This is a genomic window from Polycladidibacter stylochi (genome assembly GCF_001562055.1).
Taxonomy (GTDB): domain Bacteria; phylum Pseudomonadota; class Alphaproteobacteria; order Rhizobiales; family Stappiaceae; genus Pseudovibrio; species Pseudovibrio stylochi.
The window spans coordinates 18,873-42,479 of record NZ_LLWE01000021.1 but is presented as its reverse complement, the minus strand read 5'-3'; the positions used below and the strand labels follow the sequence as shown (position 1 = coordinate 42,479).

Genomic DNA, 23,607 nt, shown 5'->3' with positions numbered 1-23,607 from the left:
GAGTCTCATTTTTCAAAGAGAATTTCGTTGAAGTCTGGTTGGAGCAGACCTCAATTCTCTAAACCCTGTTTGACGGGAAATACCAAAAGCGAAGCACAACTAAGAGTTGGCTTTGCTGGTATCTCTACCGCGTCAACGAGACTTTGATGCATCAGAGGATTGTTTTTTGCAAGGAGCATGCATTGAATAGTTTTCATTAATTGCAGATCTACAACAGCTCTGTGTCATTATTGGCACAGTGACAATTACTGAAAACCTTAGGTCAAGAAATAAAAATGCTGGCAATCCCTTTAATTTTAATGAAATTTACGACGAAAAACCCCTCCACTAAGGGAAACTACAACTGTGAACGAAAATTCCGGCGGTTTGGACCCGCCGGAAAATGAGACTGTCATGAAATCAGTTAAGCGAGGGTGCCCAACTTAGAAGTCACGCTGCACGCGGAATGTGAAGCGGGTATCTTTCGTATCGACATTAGCAGAATCGGTAGAGAAGTCTGTGTTGGCATAGGAAACAACGCCAGCCAAACGAAGACCTTCGCTTGTTGCATATTCCAAGGAACCTGCAGTTGCGTAGCGCTTGTAATCGCCTGTTACGTCGTTTTTAACAGACATGTAAGTGCCTTCGCCGCGGGCTGAAACTGTATCTGTCAGGTTGATATTCAGACCACCGCCGAATGTGTAACCTTTAGATTTTTCAATTTTTGTACCGCTAACGGCACCATCTGCATCATATTTCTGGTCTGCACCGATGTAGGACATCGCACCATCAGCATAGGCTGCCTGGAACACAGCTTGAGAGCCGGGTGTCAGCATATCCAGGTTCAACTTAACTGTTGCCTGAACACCGTAACCAACTGTGGAATCAACACCTGCGTCGATAGAACGAAGCTCTTGAGCCGCTGCGTACAGTGCTGCAGAACCCCAACCCTGGTTAAAGTTCAGACCACCCATAATGGTTGGGAGACGTGTACCAGCTTCAGTCAAAGTACCTGATGCGTCAACTACACCAACAACACGGTCGGTTGCGTCTTCAGTACCGATTTTTGCAGTGAAGCCCTGACCCAGGTCAGCTGTATATGTTGCGGACCATGTTGTTTGGTCAGAATAACCGCGACGAACAGCATCACCATTTACATAACCAGTGAATTGGTCGAACTGGGAGTAATCACGACCAACGAAGAAGCCGCCCACTTGAACAAAACCAGACTCAAGAGTTGCTGAACTGCTGCCATCTGAAGTGTCGGTGATGTAAAGAGAAGCGTAAGAGCGGATTAGGCCAAGCTCGCTTTGAGTACGCGCATCCAAACGTGCATATCCACGTGCATAGAAGTTGGTGCTGTTTTTAGTTTTATCGCCCCAAACACCATCATCAGAGAAGTTGTTGAAACGTGCTTCGATACGTACACGGCCGCCAACTTTCAAGCATGTATCGGAACCTGGCATTACGAAGAAACCAGAACCGTAGGCATCGCATGCTTTTACATAGTCAACAGCATTTGCAGAAGGCAGGTCTGCTGCATTTGCAGAAGTAGCTGCAGCCGCTGCTGCTGCTGCCAAAGCGATAGCTTTTACATTCATTATTCTATTCCCAACTCATAGGAACCAGCGGCTATTACCCAAACTGGCTCATACCTCATGCGCAATCGCATTTATTAATTATCGTTATGAATCATCGTTATCAGTGATGAATCACAAGCAATTGACAGATAATAAATACTCATCATAATTTGTGTTGAATAGTCGTAAATTATAATCAATACTGATGATTTAAGGCGATGTTGTTGTTTTACAACACTTATCATGCTAAATTTTCGACACAATAAAATGCTGGCAAGATTTAGATTTTGATTTACCTAATGGTTTTTTGATTATTGTGATTACAATCACTAAATCAAAAACATCAAGCCAATGTGGAATTAATCAATTTTATTTATATTATTGAATTCTAATGCTAGTACGTATTGCTCTTCCTGTATAATCTCTTCAAACAAAAAAGACGCCATCCTAACGGATAGCGCCCTTACTATTTAAATGCTTGCTTGAAGCTACTCTATTCGAGGTGGCATATCATAGGTTGCCTATATTCTGCTGATGCCTTCGGCCAGATTTAAAGCTGCTATAAATTTGCAAGCACCAAATCAGTATAGTTACAATACCAAGAGCTGCCGATATTGGTCTTGAGAAAAACAAGAGTGGGTCACCATTCGCCTTAACCATTGATGTTAAGAAATTTTTTTCTAGCAAATTACCCAGAACCATTCCCAGAATTGCCGGCGCAACCGGTATTCCATTACCTTTCATAAACCACGCCAATACGCCTGCTGCCATCATCACAGCCACACCAAAGTAGCTATTATTCATTGCAAAAGCCCCGACAACACAAAACATCATTATACACGGCGCTAAAACACCATAGGGCACTTTGAGTATATGACTTGACAGCTTTATCATTACCGTCCCCATTAAGAATAGCAGGATATTGGCTATAAAAAAGGTTGCAAATACAGCATAAAGAACCTCAGGCTTATATAGAAATAGAGTTGGCCCTGGTGCCAAGTCTTTCAAATATAGCACACCTATAATGATGGCAGCCCCAGAATCTCCTGGGATGCCGAAAACAAGAGTTGGTATCCAGCCTCCTGCAATACTGGAATTATTTGAGGATGAGGCCGCAACAATCCCCTCTTCAGTCCCTTTTCCAAATTCTTCCGTTTTTTTTGATAACTTCTTAGCAATTGCATAGGAAACCCATGCCGCAATATCTGCGCCAGCACCAGGCAGCGCACCAACCAAAGTACCGATTAAACTACCCCTTACCGCATTTGCCTTATGATGCCACATGCGTGTTGAAATTACTTTCCAAAGGGAACCCATTTCGTATTGCGGCACCGTCGCTTGCTTCTCATTTCGTAAAATGGTCGAAATCAGCTCAGCAACTGCAAACATTCCAATCATTGCCGGAATAAAAGAAATGCCGCCCATCATCTCGGTTAGGCCGAAGGTGAAACGCGGAAACCCGGTCGTCGCATCCAAGCCAACAGTCGCAGCCAATAAGCCAATTAGTAATGATACGAGCCCTTTAACGGCTGTTGATTGCGAAACCAAAGTAGCACAGGTGAGCCCCAAACAAGCCAGCCAAAAATACTCGTAGGAACTAAAATTTAATGCCACCTTAGCCAGCAATGGTGCGCTTAGTGATAATATGAGAGCACCAGCCATACCACCCACAACAGAAGCCCCCAAGCCCAGCCCCAAACCTATTGAAGCCCTACCGGTTTTTGTGAGATAATAGGTATCTTCGCAATAAGCAGCTGATGCCGGTGTTCCTGGTATACGCATTAGTGCCCCAGGTAGATCTCCTGAAAAAATTGCCATTGAGCTAGCGGCAACCATTAATGCGAGAGCTGGTACAGGGGGGAGAAAAAATGTAACCGGAACTAGTAGTGCCATAGCCATGGTAGAGGTTAAACCTGGCATAGCCCCCATGAAAAGACCAAACGCACCACCGGCCAAAAGCGTGAGAAAGACATCTAGTCGAAAAACCATTTCCATGGCTTGAACATATACATCCATCGGAAATCTCCGAATATCATTGAAAGATTATATTAAAAGCCAATTGGTGTGCCCAATGGGCCATCGGCCAGCGGAACCAAAAGCGCTTTTGTAAACACAACGAATACAATCGAAGTAAGCAAAGCACTTAGAAACACTGATTGCAGCCACTTGCCCCCTCTTAAGGAAATCATCAAAACTCCAGTGGGTATCGCTGCTGACAAAGTAAAACCAATGATACTTGAGAAAAAACTACAGAATAATGGCACTGCAAACAGTGAAACTAAAGAAATTACTACACGCAATTGAATTTCATTTGGTATAACCTGCTGATCAAATTTCTTTTTATCTTTAGTGAAAAAGAGAAGTATTCCACAAACACCCAAAAGGGTAGCAATTACTTCTGGAAATGTACCCGCGCCCACCAACTGCCCAGGAAGAGAGGGAAAACTACTAGTTTTATATAGCAATCCTAGCGAGAGCATTACCAATAATGCGCCCCAAATTCGATCTTTATTTGTCATGGCTAAATATGCCTAGTACCGCACGAAAGGTTATTTTTTTGCTTTTTTAAAGGTAGCCCAATATCATTTCACTAAAATCAAACTACCTTGATCTTGGCTATTGCATATTCTTAATAAAAAGAACGATATGCGCTTTTTATGGAGAAATTGCATAAACAGAGGAGGCGCATCGCCCCCTCCTTAAACCGAAGATATTACTTAATAAGCCCCGCCTCTTTCATTGTTTTACCAATTGCTGCATCAACAACGGCCAATTCGGATGACCATTCGTCGGCTGGTAAAGCGTAAAGGTTCAATTTACGTTTTGTCACAAAGTCCTTCAACTCAGGGTCTGCCTGAATTTCTTTAGTGATAGGAAGGAGCTTATCCATAACTACCTTTGGCAGCCCCTTAGGACCTACCAAACCGTTCCATGAACCGATTTTCCAGGTGTATCCAGTCGCTTCCTTCAAAGTTGGAACGTCAGGAAAGTGAACAGAACGCTTTTGGCCGGTAACAGCTAAGCCAGTCACCTCACCAGCCTCTATCATTGCCGCAGATTCATTAATTGAAGTGGTCGCGAAATCAACACCATTTGCAACCAATTCTTGCAAAGCTGGCGCCGCACCTTCTGCCGGCACCCAACGTACTGCATCAGGCTTTAATCCTGCAGAAGAGAGCATTCCGAGCATGTTTAAATGCCAAATGCCGCCATAACTTGTACCTGAGGCAGTTAATTTACCCGGATTGGCGCGAATGTAGTCAAATAATGATTTAGCATCTTTGAATTTTGAGCCCTTTTTGACTTCTATACCACCTACGACACCGACCATTTTTCCAAGCGGCGTATAATCCTTATAGGTCAGGTCAGTTAGTCCCTGCCAATGCATCATAGTTATTTCAGCAGTAATAATTCCAAGTGTACATCCATCGGGCTTAGCTTTAGCAATTTCAGTATGCCCGATAACACCCTGCCCTCCCGTACGATTCACAACGTTCACAGGAACACCCAATTTTTCCTGCATTAGCTTGCCAATGATACGTGCCGTTGTATCTGTACCACCACCAGCACCCCATGGTACTATTATTGTTATTGGTTTATCAGGATATTTTGCTTGTGCTGACGATGCAATTCCAACTGCTGCCATTGCTGAGAGTGACGCAACCGCAATCACTTTTGATAGCTTATTGAGACCGGATAATTTCACTAGTAATCCTCCAATATCAAGTAAGTTTCAAGTCAATCAACTATACGTAAATTTATGCATTAAATGACTATTTACACAACACAAACATCAACCGATGTGTAGGAATAAATAACATCCGTGAATTTTTATCTATTTATAATTTACGCATAAAGTTAGATTTACTCTCTCCCAGTACTTACTTATTATTTTTTTCACACCGAACAATATTTTTTATTATATTATCGGTAATATTTTGTAAGGTTGTTATACCAGTTTTGTCAAACCTTATGTTTAAAAAATGCATCATATTGATTGCGCATACCTTTTACCCTAGAGTAAGGATATAAAATGAAAGAAGAAGATTTTTTTTGCTAGAAAATCAACAGATCATTGACAGAAACAACTTCGAATAAATAACGCCCTCTAACAACATAAGTAATAGGTGATAGAATTATGCGACTTTCGGAGCTCATAGAAAAAGAAATAACGCGCTTACTAAATGAAGGATTTTTTAAACCGGGAGACCGATTACCATCTGAACGCACATTAATGGAACAGTTTCAAGTAGGTCGCCCATCAATTCGTGAAGCACTTGCATCCCTACAACAAAAAGGTCATTTGCAAATACGGCGGGGTGAAAGACCACTCGTAATTGAGCAAGATACATCGGTTATGTTTCGTGGTTTTGATAGAATGGTTACTAATTTACTTAGAACCCCCAAAGGATTGCATAATTTCAATGAAGCACGAATTTTATTAGAACGTAGTTTGGCTAGAGAAGCTGCTGATAATGCTACCGATGAAGACATTGCCTACCTTACAGAAGTAATTGATAGGTCCGAAAAAAATATTCATAGCCGCGAAAGGTTTAGTGAATTAGATATAGCGTTTCATTGCTATCTCTCACAAATGTCTGGTAATGCACTTTTAGTTAGTGTGCACCGGACAGCCATGGGCTGGCTGGTTGCGCGGCGTGGCATACAAGAAGAGAATATTATTTCCCATAATAGAGAGAGCCTTGATGGGCATATAAAAGTTCTTGACGCCATCCGTACTGGTGATGCGGAACAAACTGACCTAGCCATGCGGAATCATCTTGAGCGTGCGGAGGTCCAATGGATTTCATTTGATAATATTAATAATGATGAATTTTATTAACTAATACGACAGGATTCTAAAACATTTCTGATCCCAATCGCATATGCACAGGCTACATTTACATAGAATGATAACTATTAATGCATTGTGTGCTTAGTAATTAGTCATAGAACCCTAACTATTCAATATTACTAGGCTTTTAATGGCTGATATTTTTGCTTACCCCATAAATATAGTCTTACATTACGGGCTATTATACTTTAGTCTATTTGAAACACTGTTTCTATCCTGATGTTCTAGCTAGTAACTAGTTAGGAAGTTATGTATGCGAAGAAGAAGTTTCACCTTTATTACAATACTAACCATTCTTTTATTCTCAACTAATAGCTTTGCCGAAACAGAAAGTGTTTTAAGTGCCGCTGTTGAGGCAAAGTTTGCCGAGCAGCAAGATAGCCTGAATCACATTTGGACCATGCTCGCCGCTGCTTTAGTGCTGTTTATGCAAGGTGGCTTTCTGCTGCTTGAAGCTGGCAAGGTGCGTTCAAAAAATTCAATTAGTGTCGCTCAAAAGAACATTGTTGATTTAATAATCAACGTTACTGTTTTTTATTTTTTAGGTTTCGCCATTATGTTTGGCAGCCCTATAGGCGACTGGTTTGGTTTTAGCAGTTCGCTAGCTGCTTTTCGTAGCGCCGACGATCCTTGGGTTTATACTTTCTTTGTTTTTCAAGCCGTCTTTGCCGGTACTGCCGGAACAATTGTTTCTGGCGCGGTAGCCGAGCGTATGCGCTTTACCGGCTATATTTTAGTCACCATTATAATCGCGCTCTTTATATACCCTGTTGTCGGGCACTGGGCCTGGGGTAACCTTTTGAACCCCGAAGTCGATACCTACCTCATACGTCACGGCTTCATGGACTTTGCCGGTTCAACAGTTGTGCATTCCGTCGGGGGCTGGGTAGCTTTGGCAGCTTGTCTTGTCATAGGGCCACGCCTTGGTAGATATGATGGGAAAACCGGCACCGTTAACCCGATGGAAGGGCATAGTCTTGTTTTAAGCTCGCTTGGCACAATTATATTGTGGGTTGGCTGGATCGGTTTTAACGGCGGTTCAACAACAGTTGGTAACTCTGACTTTGCACCTATCGTATTCAACACGATTCTCTCATCGGTTTTCGGTGGCGCTGCTGCCATTATTGCGGACCGTATCAAAACCCAACACTTCCACCCCGATCAGGCTTTGAATGGGGTCATTGCCGGATTGGTTGGTATTACTGCTGGATGTAATGTGGTGGATGCATGGGGAGCCATAACAATTGGTGTGGCCAGTGGACTGGCGATGCATTTCAGCAGCTATATTATGACGCATTACCTTAAAATAGATGATGTTATTGGCTCTGTTCCTGTGCATGGGGTGAGCGGTGCTGTCGGCACGCTATTGCTTGCACTCGTTGGCGATGAAAGCTTACTGGTATCGGGCTCTCACTGGGATCAGTTTATTATCCAGTTGGAAGGTGTTGTCTATATCTTCCTCTATTCATTTAGCGTTGCCTATATCATGTGCTTAGCCGTCAATCGCTTTTTCAAATTACGTGTGAGCGCGGAACAAGAAGTTGTCGGTTTGAATATAGCCGAGCATAAGGCAAGCCTTGGGACTGGCCTTTTACAACAACGCTTGGAAGATGTCGTTTTTGGTAGTGGTGATTTGACCAAGCGATTACAGGTGGAAAATGGCGATGAAGCTGCCGAAATTGCTTATTTGTTCAATACGTTTCTTGAACGCATACAGCACTTGCTGCGGCAAATAAACAGCGCCTCCGACAATCTGCAGGATCATTCGGTCCATATGCGCTCGGTTAGTGGCGTACTTGCCTCCAGCGCCGAGGAGATGTCGCAGCAATCTCGTGATGTCACTGCCAGTAACCAAGCAATGGCGCAGGAGGTGGATGGTATGAGTGAGCTCTTGCAATCTATTGATGGCGAAATCAGTGGTATTTCGCAGAGTGCATCAACTCTTTCACAGAACATGGAGCTGGTGGGCGATGCTTTGCATGAGCTGACAGCCTCTATTGGTGAAGTGGCGAATAGGTCGGAACAAGCTTCCAACGTTGCCCAACATGCCGACCAGTTAACGGCACAAGCAAATGAAACTGTTGGAACGCTCAGCATGGCAGCTGACGGTATTGGTGAAGTGGTGGAGATAATCAAAAAGATTGCGAACCAAACCAATCTGCTTGCTTTGAACGCCACCATTGAAGCGGCACGCGCTGGTGAAGCAGGCAAAGGTTTTTCGGTTGTTGCAAGTGAAGTAAAGCAATTGGCCGAGGAAACCGCAAAAGCAACGCAGGATATTCAGCAAAGAATTGAAAATATTCAGTGTTCCAGCGGAAACGTGAATGAAATTATCGGAAGCATAACCGAGATTATAAGCGACATGCATAACGCCGTGAGCCAAATCAGCTCAATTTCTACCACACAAAATGATGCGGCTCAGGAAATTTCTTCGCGTTTAATCTCATCCGTTGCCAGCACGCAGCAAGTGAGCCAGAGCATTGACCAGATCAGCGACAATAGCAGGCAGATTGCCAGTGGCGCCCAAGAAGCTGCTGCGGGTGCGCAGGCATTGCACATGTCCATGGAGGCTTTTCATAGTGAAGCTGAAGTAACTGCACAAAATGCCCAGCGGACTGATCAGGTTTCCAGTGATGTGAAACGTGCCGCAGACACACTCACGCAAGCAATTGGTTCCTACAAGTTTTAATGAAAAGGCAACGGGGCCAGCATTTGGCCCCGTTAATACGCCTAGCTTTTAACTGCAGTGAGTTCGATTTCGACCAATGCATCTTTTGGCAGGCGCGCTACTTCAACACACGAACGGGCTGGATAGCCTGCTTGATGACTATCAAAGAATGCAGCATAGGCTTCATTGATGACACCAAAGTGGTTGAGGTCTTTGACGAATACAGTGGCTTTGACCACATCTTGCGCGCTCAGGCCACCCGCTTCGATAATTGCCAGAGCGTTATTGAGAGACTGAGTTGCCTGCTCGGCCGGATCGATTGGCATTTCACCTGTTGCCACATCAATTGGCAATTGGCCAGAAGTGATGACCTGATTGCCCATTTTCATACCCTGTACGTAGGGACCGATGGCAGCCGGGGCTTTATCTGTTGTAATTGCGCTCATGATGCCTCCTAGAATTTTTCAAGTTTATATGACGCGGTTGGCGCAACCAGCTCTTCTTGAGCTGCAATGGTTTGTAGCTCCCATTCACCTTGCGCTTTTGTTGCTTTCAAGACACCATAAACTGCATTGTTAAGATGCTCAAAGGCTTGTTGTGGTGTTTTTTCGTTCAGCACACCTGCGGTGTATAACGCAGAAATAAGATCGCCAACACCAACCGGTTGCCGCTCGAACGGCAAGTGCGGGCGTTGCGCTAGATAATATTCGCCGCCATTTGAAAGTGCCATGGAAAAGGCTTGGTCAGACAAGCTGTGCAAATGCTTAGCCACGATGGTTTGCGGCCCTTTGCCATGCGCTTTGGTGCAGGCTGCTTTCACATCTTGTAGGGAGTTGATTTCTACCCCAGTGAACTGGGTCAACTCATACTGATTGGGGACAATAACATCTGCCATGGGTAGCAGAATATCGATAAGGTTCTCTGCCACGCCATCGGAGACAATACAACCTTTTGCCGGATCACCCATAACCGGGTCACAGACGAACAGGCAATCTGGATTGTGTTGTTTCACTTCTTTTACAATATCTGCGATAACTTCGCTGTGCCCTGGTGCCCCAAGATATCCGGTAACGATGGCTTTAATGTCTGAAAGGCATTCTAACTTGCACAAGCCATTGAACACTTCACGGATTTCATCGCCGCTCATGGCGCGGCCTGTCCAACCCTGCGGATACTGGGTGTGATTGGAAAACTGAACCGTATAAATAGGCCAGACTTCCAGACCGCTGCGCTGCATTGGAAATACCGCACAGCTGTTGCCGGCATGACCGTAGGTGACATGTGACTGGATGGAAAGAACGCCTTTCATGTGCGTGCCTCGTGTTATGGATAGACCGGCAGCATATGCAACATGCCGAGAATATGACTAATAGCAATGAGTAGACCAAAGCCTACAACAGTGAAGACCAAGGCGTCGCCACCCCAGACCCTGTAGGTTTGGCCTGCGAATTTCTTCCGGCTTTGACGCACCATTAATGCTGGCACAATAGCGGCCCAAACTGTTGCGGCAAGACCTGCGAAACCAATAGCCATAATAAAGCCATCAGGGAAGAAGATACCGCCAATAAGCGGTGGCAGGAATGTAACAAGCGCTGTTTTACCCCTACCCTGTCGGCTATCATCAAACTTCAGCAAGTCTGCCAAAAAGTCAAACAGGCCCAACGATACGCCAAGGAACGAGCTGGCAACCGCCATGTTCCCAAATGCGGATAGCAGGTTGGATGTTGTAGCGCTACTGACGGTTTCACTTAGGGCCGCCACAAGAACGCCGATATTGCCGCCTTTTTCGATAACCGGAATAAAGTCTGGCCGCGAGATATTCCCCAGTGTTGCCAGTAGCCAGAACAGATAGAGCAGCAGCGCAATGACTGTACCGGTTACAAGGCATTTGGTGATGACCTGCGGTTTTTTACCGTAGTACTTCATCAAGCTGGGTACATTATGGTGGTAGCCAAAAGAGGCCAGGCAGAAGGGTAATGCTGCAAACAGGAACGGGAAGTATGAAAACAAACCCATATTACTGTCGCTATCAAAGAACTTAGTTGCACTCACATTTAATGTGTAGCCGGTGACCGACATGAAGAAGGTGATGATCATACCGCCCAGCATAATTGTGGTGATGCGATCTACCGCTTTGGTGGACCACCAGACAAAAAATGCCAAACCCAAGGCAAATATCAGGCCTGAAATCATTGGCTGCGGGGCAAAGCCAATGGTGGCGGTAAGTGTATGGCTAACAATAGAGCCGCCGCCAGAGATATAAGCATAACAAAGGATATAACCGACAAACGCTACCGAAAGGTTGTTGACGATATTCCACGCATTGCCAAGCGTGTCCTTTACCATAGTGTCAAAGCTGGAACCAACAGGATAATTAAGGTTGGTTTCCAAAATCATCAGCCCCGAATGCAACATGCAAAACCAAGTGAATACCAAAGCAATGATTGCCCAAATGCTCCACATTCCGGCACTGACTGTGGGTACAGAGAACATGCCCGCCCCGACTGCTGTGCCGGCAATTATCATTGCCCCCCCGATAAATGAAGGTGAGACCTTATCTTTACCTTGCGAAATATTTCCAGTTTCAATAGTTTCAGCCATCTTACTTCGCTCCCATGAAGTGAGGCAGGTGCTAGTTTGCTAGCATCAAAAAAAGGGGAGACGTCCCACCGTCTCCCCTGCTCAAATTAGAGTGGTTTGAGGCGAGCCGTGAAGTGACGCAGAACGGGCGGTTCATAGTCAAAATCAAACCCCTTGATCGAGCTCGCGTTTTTAGCCACTTCAATCAATGCATCTGCGATGTAATCCATGTGGTCGTTGGTGTAAACACGCCGCGGAATGGTGAGACGCATTAACTCAAGTGGCGATTCCTTTTGTATGCCCGTAGCTGGGTCGCGGCCTAACAAGAAGGAACCGATTTCCACCGCACGCACACCGGATTCCAGATAGAGCGCATTACAAAGTGCTTGCGCGGGGAACTGGTCGCCTGGTATATGCGGCAGGATTTTCCTTGCATCAACAAACACGGCGTGACCACCTGTCGGATACTGGATAGGCACACCGCCTGCCCGCAGCCTTTCACCCAAGTACTCAACCTGCGAAATGCGGTAGTGTAAGTGGTGCTCATCGGCACCTTCGTAGAGACCACGCGCCAGTGCTTCCATATCGCGCCCAGCCAGACCACCATAGGTGACAAAACCTTCCAGTGGCACACAAAGGGTTTGCACCGCCTGGAACAACTCGGTTTTTTCGCGAATGGCGCACATGCCGCCGATGTTGACCATGGGGTCTTTTTTGGCGGACATGGTGAGCATATCGCCATAAGAGTACATTTCACGGATAATGTCAGTTATGGACTTATCGGCGTAGCCTTGCTCGCGCTTCTTAATGAAGTAGGCATTTTCGCAATAGCGGGCGGAATCGATGACCACCGGAATGTCGTTTTTCTGCGCGATTTCATAGACAGCACACATATTCGCCATGGAAATTGGCTGACCGCCGGATGAATTACAGGTGACGGTGGTGACAATGGCGGCAACGTTTTTCGCGCCATGTTCTTTGATTGTCGCTTCGAGCTTTTCGAGGTCGAAATCACCTTTCCAATCGTAATAGGTTGTGGTGTCGAAGGCCTTCTCTGTCACAACATTTATGGCTTTGGCACCATTCAGCTCCACATGGGCTGCGGTGGTGTCGAAATGGTAGTTGGAGATAAATACCGGATTTTCACCGCCGCGCACTTCTTTCATACGCCTTATCAGGCATGGAAACAGAATTTGCTCGGCACCGCGCCCCTGATGGGTTGGAATAAGATACTCGTAGCCAAAGAAGTGCTGCATGGCCGCTTTTAAGTTGTAGAAGTTGCGGCTCCCGGCATAGGCTTCATCGCCCATCATCAAGCCAGCCCACTGGTTATCACTCATGGCACCGGTGCCACTGTCAGTGAGCAGATCGATATAAACATCATCGCTTTTAAGCAGGAACGGGTTGTAACCAGCGGCTTCCAATGCTTTTTGACGGTCTTCAAAGCTGGTCATTTTGATTGGCTCGACCATTTTAATGCGGAATGGCTCTGGAATACGTTTCATGATTTTCATCCAATTTACTTGACGTAGCTCTCCCACAGACTGAATCTAAAGACACAGAATTACTTGGGTTCTACTTTTATTTATCTTTAATCTCGCTTCAAACTCTCTAAATTTCAGCATTACAAAACTGAAATAGACAATAGAGTACTATTGAGGCTTAAACGAATAAATGTTTATGCCATGCTATAGACCAGCTATTGATTGATTCTTTTTGAGAGTTTGGCTGCATGATTATGTTATCTACCGACCACCCACCATCTCCCAATGGCATGCTAGTAATAACAATTTATATGTTATTTCAGTAGATTACAGGATTATAATTCCTTGCAGGATTAGGCGCGAGGGAAATCGTAGGCGAGCATGACGTCGCGATTATACCATTTTGTAAACGCTGGAGCGTTATGTACTGGAACCAGAAGAGACCGGCTCATGGTGATATCCTCATCAGTCTTCGTAAAACTATTACTTAAGTTTCCGAAGTGTTACAAAGCAAATCTATCGCCATTTTTTTGCATTTGTCAACGGGAAAAAATATCAGAGTTTCTTGCATGGGTTGTAGTTAGTTAAAATTTCTAATGCGCCCTTAGCGTTTTAATGGCAAGGGCGCATTCAAATCACATAGTTAACAGTTGAAATCCTGTCATTTTTTGTAGTTATGCACCAAAGGTACTCTCATATTTGGTGACATAAATTGCTCATGGCAAAATCTGTGAAACAGGTTTTGGCGTTGTTGCTGTTTCCGCAGGAAGTTCAGGGATGGTAACCTGTGGTTGCTTGCCGGTTAGTGTATGCAAGAACGCAACAATCGCCTCTGATTCGTCATCACTAAGAGAGGTGCCTAACTGCGAATCCGCCATGATCTCTACAGCTGTTTTTAAATTCCAAACTTTGCCAGAATGGAAATATGGAGCCGTTATTGCAATATTGCGTAATGGGGCCGCGCGGAATACATATTCATCGTCAACTGTTTCAGTTACTGCGAATCTACCTTTATCGTTGGGGGGCAAAATTTCAGCTCCCGGCTTTTCCACCAGACCAAAGGGGTAGTAACCAGTCCCGCCCAAATTCACGTCGTTGTGACAGGCTGCACAACCATTATCCATAAACAGCGCCAAGCCTTTTTGCTCTTGCGCGTTCAATGCTTCAACATCACCATTCAAGAATGCATCAAACCGGCTCGGTGTGATGAGCGTTGCCTCGAAAGCCTCAATAGATAGTGCAAGATTATTAAATGTGACTGGCTCTTTTTGATCGGGGAAGGCTTTTTTAAACCATTCAACATACTGCGGCATACTTTTAAGAGTTGCTACTGTATTTTCCGGTGTGTTTGCCATTTCAACAGAGGCCTGAATTGGGCCCTTGGCCTGTTCTGCTAAATCTGGTGCCCGCCCATCCCAAAATTGCGCAGTATTGAAAACTGCATTTAAAACCGTTGGCGCATTGCGTGGGCCTTTTTGCCAACCGTGGCCTATGGAGGTTTCCAAGTTATCATCGCCGCCTGTGGCAAGGTTATGACAAGAATTACAGCTAAATACGCCCGAGGCGGATAATCTTGGGTCAAAAAACAATGCTTTACCAAGCTCTATTTTTTCTTCTGTAATCCTTTGCCCCTGCACTGTCGGTATGGTGGATGGCAATGGCTTAAAGTTAACGATCGCTTCTTCAAGTAGCTCAGATGCTGTTGCAACTTGCGTACCAAATAATAGAAATACTGATGCAATAAATTGATGTTTCATCACTCTCTCCCAGGAGGTTCTGCCCCATTGGAAAAGACTAGAATTATTCTCAGCTTCCTCACTGATATATATCAAATGAAGTATTATTGCTTAGAATTATTTTAAACTACGTTTTTACTAAAATATAACTCTGCCGTATAACGTACTATAACGCCGTACGTGCCACGCCTTGCATGACAAGTGCCTGATGCTCAGCAATGATTTGTTCGATCGAAAGGCGACCCTCCGCATTGTACCAAAAACAAACACCCGTCAGCATGGCAAGAATGGCGTAGGCCGCGACTTCCAACTCCTCGATGGCGAATGCCCCTTCATTTCGCCCGTGCTCGAGTATGGCGATGAGCTGCTCTTCATAGGTGCGGCGCTTGGTAACCACTTGGGCGCGGGCTTCGCCCTGCATGGAGCGTAGCTCCAAGTTTGCAAGGATGACATCCGCGCGGCGCTCGATATGGTAGCGGATATGGAAGGCGACAAACGCTTTCAGCTTCTGCGAGGCGGTGGCATGTTGAGGCACAGCCTTTTGACAAGCAGTGAGTAGTTGGCCCATATGCTCTAGCATCAGGCTTTGCAGCAGCTCATCTTTGCTATTGATATAGCGGTAGATCGAAGCAGGTTGCAGCCCTACTTCTCGCGCCAGCTGGCGCAGCGTCATCGCTTCAAAGCCGTGTGCTACGATCAGTTTTTTTGCGGTTTGCCAAATGGCCGCCTGTGTGTCCTTGCCTATGGAACCTTTGGTTCTAGCCATATTCCTACTCTCAAATACCCATTCGTTTTCGCGCAGACCTATTCCAAGGTTTGATTGCAGCTTAACTGTTTTGCATTATATATTCAAACGTACGTTCGTTTAATTACCAGTTATTTGTATTGGCGGTTACGCCCGGCTGTGGCGTTAAAGCGGGAGGCCTTCTTGAGATGTTCAGCAATAGTTTGAATTTTGGATTGGGCGAAGAGATTGATGCCCTACGCGAGATGACGCAGCGATGGGCGCAAGAGAAGTTGGCACCACGGGCTGCGCAGATTGATGCGACCAACACGTTTGCTGCAGATTTATGGCCGCAGTTGGGAGAACTTGGCCTGCTGGGGGTCACCGCCGATCCTGCCTATGGCGGCTCTGGCATGGGGTATCTGGCCCATGTGGTGGCGGTAGAGGAGATTTCCCGTGCCTCGGCTTCAATCGGTCTATCGTACGGGGCGCATTCAAATTTGTGCGTGAACCAGATCAACCGGCATGGCACGCCCGAGCAGAAAGCAAAGTATCTACCTAAACTATGCAGCGGCGAACATATTGGCGCGCTGGCCATGTCAGAACCGGGAGCGGGATCAGACGTTGTTGGCATGCGGCTACGGGCAGAAAAACGCGGCGATCATTACGTTTTGAATGGCAACAAAATGTGGATCACCAACGGGCCGGATGCGCACACGCTGGTGGTTTACGCCAAAACCGATCCCGAGGCCGGGTCGCGTGGCATCACAGCCTTTATTATCGAGCGCGGGTTTGCCGGGTTTTCGACAGCGCAGAAGCTCGACAAGTTGGGCATGCGCGGCTCCAATACTTGCGAGCTGGTGTTTGAAGATTGCATGGTGCCGGAAGAAAATGTTCTGGGCCAACTGGGCGGCGGCGTGCGGGTGCTGATGTCGGGCCTTGATTATGAGCGCGTGGTGCTTTCCGGCGGGCCACTCGGCATTATGGCGGCGGCGCTGGATGTGGTGATGCCTTACATTCACGAGCGCAAGCAATTTGACCAAGCCATAGGCGAATTTCAGCTGATGCAAGGCAAAATCGCCGATATGTACGCCACCACCAATGCTTGCCGCGCCTATGTTTATGCAGTGGCACAGGCATGTGATCGCGGTGAGACAACGCGTAAGGACGCGGCTGGCTGCATATTATACTCAGCCGAGAAAGCAACGCAGGTGGCACTTGAGGCACTGCAAAGCCTTGGCGGCAATGGTTATATCAACGAGTATCCAACAGGCCGCCTTGTGCGAGATGCCAAGCTTTATGAGATCGGCGCGGGCACCTCGGAAATTCGCCGCATGCTCATCGGGCGCGAGCTCTTCAAGGAAACCGCGTAATGAGTGCGCTCCGATCCACCCTAGGCGCTGCATCGCCCGACTACGCGGCAAATGAAGCGGCACATTTGGCCGCGCTGGCGCAGGTAGAAAATGCCAGCGCTCTGGCAGTGGCAGGCGGCGGCGCAGAAGCACGCAACCGGCACGAAGGGCGCGGCAAGATACTGCCGCGCGAGCGGGTGGCGCGGCTACTCGACCCCGGCTCGCCGTTTTTGGAGGTGGGGCAGTTTGCAGCCCATGGCATGTATGAGGGCGCGTGTCCCGCCGCAGGGATGATTGCTGGCATCGGCCGCATCGAAGGCCAAGAATGCATGGTGCTGGCCAATGATGCCACAGTTAAAGGCGGCACCTACTTCCCGCTCTCCGTCAAGAAGCATTTGCGGGCGCAAGAAATTGCGCGGGAAAACCGCCTGCCCTGTATCTACCTAGTGGATTCTGGCGGGGCAAATCTGCCTCAGCAAGACGAGGTATTTCCAGACAAAGAGCATTTTGGCCGTATCTTCTTTAATCAAGCCACCATGTCAGCCGAGGGCATCGCCCAGATTGCGGTGGTGATGGGTTCATGCACCGCAGGTGGTGCCTATGTGCCCGCCATGTGCGATGAAACCATTATCGTGCGCGAACAGGGAACAATCTTCCTTGCCGGTCCGCCACTGGTGAAAGCGGCCACGGGCGAAGTGGTGAGCGCGGAAGATCTCGGCGGCGGCGATGTCCATACGCGCCTCTCCGGTGTCGCGGATGTTTTGGCGCGGGACGATGCCCATGCCCTAGCCCTTGCTCGGCAAGCCCTGCGTAATTTGAACCGAACAAAGCCCGCGCAATTGGCAAGGCGCAAGGTGGAAGAGCCGCTCTACGACCCCGCAGAGCTGCTGGGTGTTGTCCCAGCCGACTTGAAAACCCCCTATGATGTACGCGAGGTGATTGCCCGTATTACCGACGGCTCCCGTTTTGACGAATTTAAAGCCCGCTATGGCACCACGCTGGTTACGGGCTTTGCGCATCTCAATGGCATGCCAGTAGGCATAATCGCCAATAACGGCATTCTATTTTCCGAGGCCGCCTTGAAAGGTGCACATTTTGTCGAGCTGTGTTGCCAGCGGAAAATCCCGTTGATTTTCCTACAAAACATCACCGGTTTCATGGTGGGCCAAAAATACGAGGCGGGCGGTATCGCCAAGGATGGCGCCAAGCTGGTGACAGCGGTGGCCTGCGCCAAAGTTCCCAAACTCACTGTAATCATTGGCGGCTCGTTTGGCGCAGGCAATTATGGCATGTGCGGGCGGGCGTACTCGCCGCGCTTTTTATGGACATGGCCGAATTCACGCATTTCTGTCATGGGCGGGGCACAGGCAGCCGGCGTGCTGGCAACTGTGCGCCGCGATGGTATCGAGCGCAAGGGCGGCACGTGGAGCGCCGCAGATGAAGAGGCCTTCAAGGCCCCGATAGTGACGCAGTTTGAAGAGCAAGGGCATCCGCTTTATGCCTCCGCCCGCCTGTGGGATGACGGGGTGATCGACCCGCGCAAAACGCGCGAGGTGCTTGGCCTATCCTTAGCCGCTTGCCTGAATGCCCCCATTGAAGAGACGCGCTTTGGCGTATTCAGAATGTAGGAGCGCGGAGATGTTCAGCAAAATCCTGATTGCAAATCGTGGTGAAATTGCCTGCCGCATTGCCCGCACCGCCAAGGCGCAAGGCATTTGTGTTGTGGCGGTGTACTCTGATGCGGATGAAAACGCGCTGCATGTGGCCATGGCAGATGAGGCCTATCACATTGGCGGCTCTACCGTTGGCGAGAGCTATCTCAACATTGAGCGGATCATAGCCGCAGCGCTCGCCAGCGGCGCACAGGCGATACACCCCGGCTATGGTTTCCTTTCTGAAAATCCGGCGTTTGTCGAGGCCGTGGAAGCGGCCGGGCTGACGTTTATCGGCCCGCCTGCCCGTGCTATTCGCGCCATGGGGCTAAAAGATACCGCCAAAGCCTTAATGGCGCGCTCGGGTGTGCCGGTGGTGCCGGGATATCATGGCGAGGAACAGGAAGTGGATTTTTTAGCAAGGCAGGCCGAACTGATCGGCTATCCGGTGTTGATCAAGGCCCGCGCGGGCGGTGGCGGCAAAGGCATGCGCAAAGTAGAGCAGGCGGATGATTTTCATGAGGCTTTGCTAAGCGCCCAGCGCGAGGGCCTTGCCAGCTTTGGCGATGGGCATGTGCTGATAGAGAAGTACATCGCCAGCCCCCGCCATGTGGAAGTACAGGTTTTTGCCGATAGCCACGGCAATGCTGTGCATTTGTTCGAGCGCGATTGTTCGCTACAGCGGCGCCACCAAAAGGTGATTGAGGAAGCCCCCGCCCCCGGCATGAGCTTCGATATGCGCGAAATCATGGGCGCTGCTGCTGTAAAAGCCGCGCAAGCGGTGGGCTATGAGGGGGCTGGCACGGTTGAATTCATCTGCGATAGCTCAAACGGGCTACAGGCTGACAAGTTCTGGTTTATGGAGATGAACACCCGCTTGCAGGTGGAGCACCCCGTAACCGAAGCAATCACCGGCGAAGATCTGGTGTTGTGGCAGTTGCAAGTGGCGGCAGGTGCTCCTTTGCCAAAAAGGCAGAACGCGTTGCAAATGCGCGGCCACAGCTTTGAGGCGCGCGTTTATGCAGAAGATCCAGCAAACAACTTTCTGCCAGCCATTGGCGAGATTGCGGCTCTTAACTTACCCTTTGAATTGGCGCGAGTGGATAGCGGGGTACGTGCTGGTGATAGCATTACTCCCTATTACGACCCGATGATCGCCAAGCTCATTGTGCATGGAAATGACCGCGCCAGCGCGCTTGCCAAGCTGAAAGCGGCCCTTCTCGCAACGAATATAGAAGGCACCACAACCAACGCAGCGTTTTTGCTTCGCCTATCACAACAGCCAGAATTTGTGGCTGGCGAAATGAACACCCTGCTTATTGACCGCCAGCTCGAGAGCCTCACCCTGCCGGCAAAGCCGTCATCTCTCATAATCGCGCTCGCTGCCATTGCCGAGCTGGGTTTGCTACAAGATCAAGCCGGACAAGATGCAAAAGAGCCGTTTGCATCGCTCACCGGCTGGCGGCACTTTGGATCTGCAACACAGCATTGCCATTTGCAATGGGGCGATGCGCTGCTTGATGTCACACTTGGCATTCTAGCGGCAAACCGCTTTACTGCTGCGATTGGTGATGAGCATGTTGAGCTGCAAATCATCGCCAAGGAAGGCGAAAACCTGCGCGTGAAGAGCCAAGGGCAGCAAAGGACCTACCGCGTTTCACAACACAGAATGCAAATTTCAGTTGCATGCGAGGCAGAGCACTACGCTTTCACTGCGCTTGACCAATTAACTGCCGAGGATGACAGCACAGAGGCTGGCAATAGCATTTGCGCTGCCATGCCAGGGCTTGTTTTGGCGGTACAAGTGGCGGCAGGCGACACAGTGCAAGCAGGGCAAACGCTGGTGATTAGCGAAGCAATGAAGATGGAACATGCGCTCAAAGCCCCGCGAGATGGCGTGGTGGCCAGCGTGCATGTGGCAGAGGGCGCGCAAGTCAATGAGGGGCAACTGCTGCTTTCCCTAGAGGAGGAAGCGGCATGAGTAAGCAGGTAAAAATCGTCGAAATGGCACCGCGTGACGGCTTGCAGAACGAAAAGCGCATCATTGCGACCGAGGCAAAGATAGAACTTATCAATCTGCTCTCAGCTTGTGGCTATGAAAAGATAGAGGCAACCAGTTTTGTTTCGCCTAAATGGGTGCCACAGCTGGCCGACGCTGCACAAGTTATGGCGGGCATCACGCGCAAGGAAGGGGTGAAGTATACCGCCCTCACCCCAAATATGCGTGGCTATGAGGCGGCGGTTGCAGCTGGCGCTGACGAGGTTGCTGTGTTTGGCTCTGCCTCTGAAGGGTTTAGCAAGGCCAACATCAATTGCTCCATTGATGAGGCGTTTGGGCGTTTTGCCCCCGTTATTACTCGCGCCCGCACCGAGGGCATGCCCGTGCGCGGCTATGTTTCCTGTGTGATTGCCTGCCCTTATGATGGGCCAACAACGCCCGAGCAGGTGGCAAAGGTAACACGGCGGCTGCTGGATATGGGCTGCTACGAGGTTTCGCTTGGAGATACGATTGGCGCTGGCACACCGGCAACAACAGAAGCAATGCTGAACGCCGTGCTGAAAACATGTGATGCAGCACAAGTAGCTGGTCATTTTCATGATACGGGAGATCGGGCGCTTGAAAATGTGGCGGCGTCACTCAATCTAGGTTTACGTGTTTTTGACAGCGCGATTGGCGGTATGGGAGGTTGCCCCTATGCGCCCGGAGCCAAGGGAAACGTTAGTACGGTTGCAGTTGCAAGGCTGGCGCATTCTTTAGGATATATTACAGGGCTTGACGTAGATGCATTGGAGAAAGCGGAAAGATATTGCCACCAGTTGAAGGAACGCAACCATGTTTTATGAAACGCTGCGCATTGAAAATCTGGAATCTGGAATAACAACAATTAGCCTAGATCGGCCTGAAAAACGTAATGCCATCAATTCCCAAATGATGGATGAGTTTGTTTCAATTTTAAATATACTTGAAAAAGACACGGAAACCCGTGTGGTTATACTTGCAGCTATTGGTAGAACTTTTTGTGCTGGTGGCGATTTGAAGTGGATGCAAGACCAAGCACGAAAACCGCGGCAGGCAAAAATTGACGAAGCAACGCGCCTTGCCAAGATGTTAGAGCGCATAGACAATTTCACTAAGCCGATTATTGCCAAGGTCAATGGACCAGCTTACGGCGGTGGCGTTGGTTTGTTGAGCGTTTGCGATATTGTGGTGGCTGCAGATGATTGCCAGTTTGCGCTTACCGAAACCCGACTTGGGCTTATACCGGCAACTATTGGCCCATACGTGGTACGCCGCCTCGGAGAAGGTGCTGCACGGCAAGTTTTTATGAATGCTAAAAGTTTTTCGGCGCATGAGGCGCAACGGCTGGGGCTGGTCAGCCAGGTTGTGAACTCGCGTCAGCTTGGAGATGCCACATTGGAAGAAGCGGATGCGTTCTTGCGCTGCGCACCCGGGGCAGTAAGTGAAGCCAAGCAACTTTGCCTGTACTTGTCTCGCTCTTCTCAAAAGGAACAGGTGGCCCATTCAGTAGAAAAACTGGCAGACCGATGGGAAAGTGATGAAGCACAGAAGGCAATTGCATCGTTTTTTGCCCAAATGGGCGCTAAGGAGCAAATGAAAAACGCAAAGGCTGCCGATTAGTCCTTATATTAAGCGCATTGTTTTTTCTTTACTTCACCGGCTTGTCTGATACATAGCGGCATGTTGATTTAAAGAGAAAACAATGCCTGCTTCCCCTGTGCCCCAAGCAAAGAACAAGCGCCCTATCGCAATTTTAATTTTCATTGGTGGCACCAGCTTTTTAAATGCTGTGGGGGCGGGTTTAATTATACCCGTAATGCCTTCACTGATTACCGAACTCAGTGCTCGCGATATTAGCGGGGCCGCAGCACTTGGCGGCTACATCGCGGCGCTTTATGCTGGTATGCAATTTTTATGTGGCTCGACCTATGGCGCACTTTCGGACCGATTTGGACGACGGCCGGTATTGCTCTTTTCGCTATTTGTACTGGTGATTGATTATTTAATCATGACTTTTACGCAGAGCCTATGGCTATTATTTGTTGGCAGGCTGATTGCGGGGGCTGCAAGTGCAACCTATGCCACAGCCTATGCCTCGATTGCCGATATTTCTGGCAACCGAACCCGCGCCAAACGTTTTGGCATGGTGGGAGCATGCATTGGGGCCGGGTTTATTTTTGGGCCGGTTATTGGCGGTGTGCTGGGGGAAATCGGTACGCGGGTGCCGTTTTATTGCGCCGCCATTTTAATGGCGCTAACCTTGACCTATGGGCTGTTTTATATGCCTGAAACATTGCCAAATGATCGGCGGCGCGCTTTTTCCTTTCATAAAGCCAACCCGATTGGTGCAGTCACGCAAATTGTGCGGCTAAGTCGCATAGGCTGGTTTATGACCGCGCTGGTATTGTTCCAGTTTGCCAATAATGCTTATACCGTTATTTGGCCATATTTTACGATGGAGGCGTTTGGTTGGTCGAGTACACAGGTGGGGCTCTCGCTCGCTGTTGTCGGTTTTGGTTTTTCCGGCGTGAAAGGCGGGCTTATTCGTTTTGTTGTGCCCAAATACGGTGAAGCAACCACGGCACTGGTGGGCTTTTTATGCGCAACACTGGCACTTTTGGGTTTTGCTTTGGCGCAAAACAACCTAACCATTATGCTGTTGCTACCGCTTTCTGTTTTAGGGGCATTAGTACCCCCTGCCCTTACCGGATTGATGAGCTGCTTGGTGCCACAAGATTATCAAGGCACCATGCAAGGAGCGCTTTCCAGCCTCTTCGGGCTGACGATGGTGGTTTCTACGCTGGTTATGACGCAATTGTTTACAGCGGCGACACACCATGAGGAAACTGTTTATTTCCCCGGTGCGCCGTTTTTACTGGCGTTTGTCGCAATGCTTGCCGGGCTTTTAACCTTTTGGCGCGCCTTACAACGCTTGCGCCAGCAACGCCATTCATAGCTGGTAATCGCGCTAGCACAG

The 23,607-nt window shown here is 48.4% G+C and carries 18 protein-coding genes; 8 read left to right on the top strand and 10 right to left on the bottom strand.

All coding sequences use genetic code 11. The features are described from left to right. Positions 1-422: 422 nt before the first annotated feature. From AYK67_RS06330 to AYK67_RS06315, 4 genes are all read right to left on the bottom strand, one after another. Positions 423-1,580 carry a porin gene (locus AYK67_RS06330; protein ID WP_068083904.1) on the bottom strand — a complete coding sequence of 386 codons (1,158 nt, stop codon included), beginning with the start codon at positions 1,578-1,580 and terminating at the stop codon, positions 423-425. A gap of 489 nt (positions 1,581-2,069) precedes the next feature. Continuing rightward, entirely contained in the window at positions 2,070-3,575 is a 1,506-nt protein-coding gene (locus AYK67_RS06325; RefSeq protein WP_068083902.1) for a tripartite tricarboxylate transporter permease, read from the bottom strand. 32 nt (positions 3,576-3,607) lie between these two features. Beyond that, positions 3,608-4,078 (bottom strand): tripartite tricarboxylate transporter TctB family protein, encoded by a 471-nt coding sequence (locus AYK67_RS06320; RefSeq protein ID WP_068083900.1) that lies wholly within the window; start codon positions 4,076-4,078, stop codon positions 3,608-3,610. Between the two features lie 194 nt (positions 4,079-4,272). Further along, positions 4,273-5,265, bottom strand: coding sequence for a Bug family tripartite tricarboxylate transporter substrate binding protein (locus AYK67_RS06315; RefSeq protein ID WP_068083898.1), 993 nt, complete (start codon positions 5,263-5,265; stop codon positions 4,273-4,275). Between the two features lie 432 nt (positions 5,266-5,697). Between AYK67_RS06315 and AYK67_RS06310 the strand changes: the two genes are divergently transcribed. Together AYK67_RS06310 and amt are read left to right on the top strand one after the other, a co-directional pair. Then, on the top strand, positions 5,698-6,402 hold the full coding sequence (locus AYK67_RS06310) for an FCD domain-containing protein (protein WP_068083896.1): 705 nt from the start codon (positions 5,698-5,700) through the stop codon (positions 6,400-6,402). A gap of 265 nt (positions 6,403-6,667) precedes the next feature. Next, on the top strand, positions 6,668-9,103 hold the full coding sequence (gene amt, locus AYK67_RS06305; protein WP_068083895.1) for an ammonium transporter: 2,436 nt from the start codon (positions 6,668-6,670) through the stop codon (positions 9,101-9,103). A gap of 41 nt (positions 9,104-9,144) precedes the next feature. Here the strand turns inward: amt and AYK67_RS06300 are convergent, their stop codons facing one another. From AYK67_RS06300 to AYK67_RS06275, 6 genes are all read right to left on the bottom strand, one after another. After that, complete coding sequence (locus tag AYK67_RS06300) at positions 9,145-9,528, bottom strand: Rid family detoxifying hydrolase (protein ID WP_068083894.1); 384 nt, start codon at positions 9,526-9,528, stop codon at positions 9,145-9,147. Between the two features lie 8 nt (positions 9,529-9,536). Next, positions 9,537-10,391 carry a pyridoxal kinase PdxY gene (pdxY, locus tag AYK67_RS06295; RefSeq protein WP_068083891.1) on the bottom strand — a complete coding sequence of 285 codons (855 nt, stop codon included), beginning with the start codon at positions 10,389-10,391 and terminating at the stop codon, positions 9,537-9,539. Between the two features lie 14 nt (positions 10,392-10,405). Further along, on the bottom strand, positions 10,406-11,683 hold the full coding sequence (gene mtr, locus AYK67_RS06290) for a tryptophan permease (protein WP_068083888.1): 1,278 nt from the start codon (positions 11,681-11,683) through the stop codon (positions 10,406-10,408). Positions 11,684-11,769: 86 nt separating this feature from the next. After that, the gene (locus tag AYK67_RS06285) at positions 11,770-13,167 is read right to left on the bottom strand and encodes a tryptophanase (RefSeq protein ID WP_068083927.1); all 1,398 of its coding nucleotides are present in this window, start codon (positions 13,165-13,167) and stop codon (positions 11,770-11,772) included. 695 nt (positions 13,168-13,862) lie between these two features. After that, positions 13,863-14,903, bottom strand: a complete 1,041-nt coding sequence (locus AYK67_RS06280; protein ID WP_068083886.1) for a cytochrome-c peroxidase — start codon at positions 14,901-14,903, stop codon at positions 13,863-13,865. A gap of 145 nt (positions 14,904-15,048) precedes the next feature. After that, positions 15,049-15,648, bottom strand: coding sequence for a TetR/AcrR family transcriptional regulator (locus AYK67_RS06275; RefSeq protein WP_068083884.1), 600 nt, complete (start codon positions 15,646-15,648; stop codon positions 15,049-15,051). Positions 15,649-15,830: 182 nt separating this feature from the next. Here AYK67_RS06275 and AYK67_RS06270 point away from each other — a divergent pair, with 182 nt between their 5' ends. The 6 genes from AYK67_RS06270 (at position 15,831) to AYK67_RS06245 (ending at position 23,586) form a co-directional block, all read left to right on the top strand. Then, complete coding sequence (locus tag AYK67_RS06270) at positions 15,831-16,979, top strand: isovaleryl-CoA dehydrogenase (protein ID WP_476641863.1); 1,149 nt, start codon at positions 15,831-15,833, stop codon at positions 16,977-16,979. Further along, entirely contained in the window at positions 16,979-18,586 is a 1,608-nt protein-coding gene (locus AYK67_RS06265) for a carboxyl transferase domain-containing protein (RefSeq protein WP_068083879.1), read from the top strand. Before AYK67_RS06270 ends, AYK67_RS06265 begins: the two co-directional genes overlap by 1 nt. Before the next feature lie 10 nt (positions 18,587-18,596). Further along, entirely contained in the window at positions 18,597-20,591 is a 1,995-nt protein-coding gene (locus tag AYK67_RS06260; protein ID WP_068083876.1) for an acetyl/propionyl/methylcrotonyl-CoA carboxylase subunit alpha, read from the top strand. After that, entirely contained in the window at positions 20,588-21,454 is an 867-nt protein-coding gene (locus AYK67_RS06255; RefSeq protein WP_068083873.1) for a hydroxymethylglutaryl-CoA lyase, read from the top strand. The genes AYK67_RS06260 and AYK67_RS06255 overlap by 4 nt, the downstream gene beginning before the upstream one ends. Beyond that, positions 21,444-22,250, top strand: coding sequence for an enoyl-CoA hydratase-related protein (locus AYK67_RS06250; protein ID WP_068083871.1), 807 nt, complete (start codon positions 21,444-21,446; stop codon positions 22,248-22,250). The genes AYK67_RS06255 and AYK67_RS06250 overlap by 11 nt, the downstream gene beginning before the upstream one ends. A gap of 82 nt (positions 22,251-22,332) precedes the next feature. Next, positions 22,333-23,586, top strand: coding sequence for a TCR/Tet family MFS transporter (locus AYK67_RS06245; protein ID WP_068083869.1), 1,254 nt, complete (start codon positions 22,333-22,335; stop codon positions 23,584-23,586). The last annotated feature ends 21 nt before the right edge of the window (positions 23,587-23,607 follow it).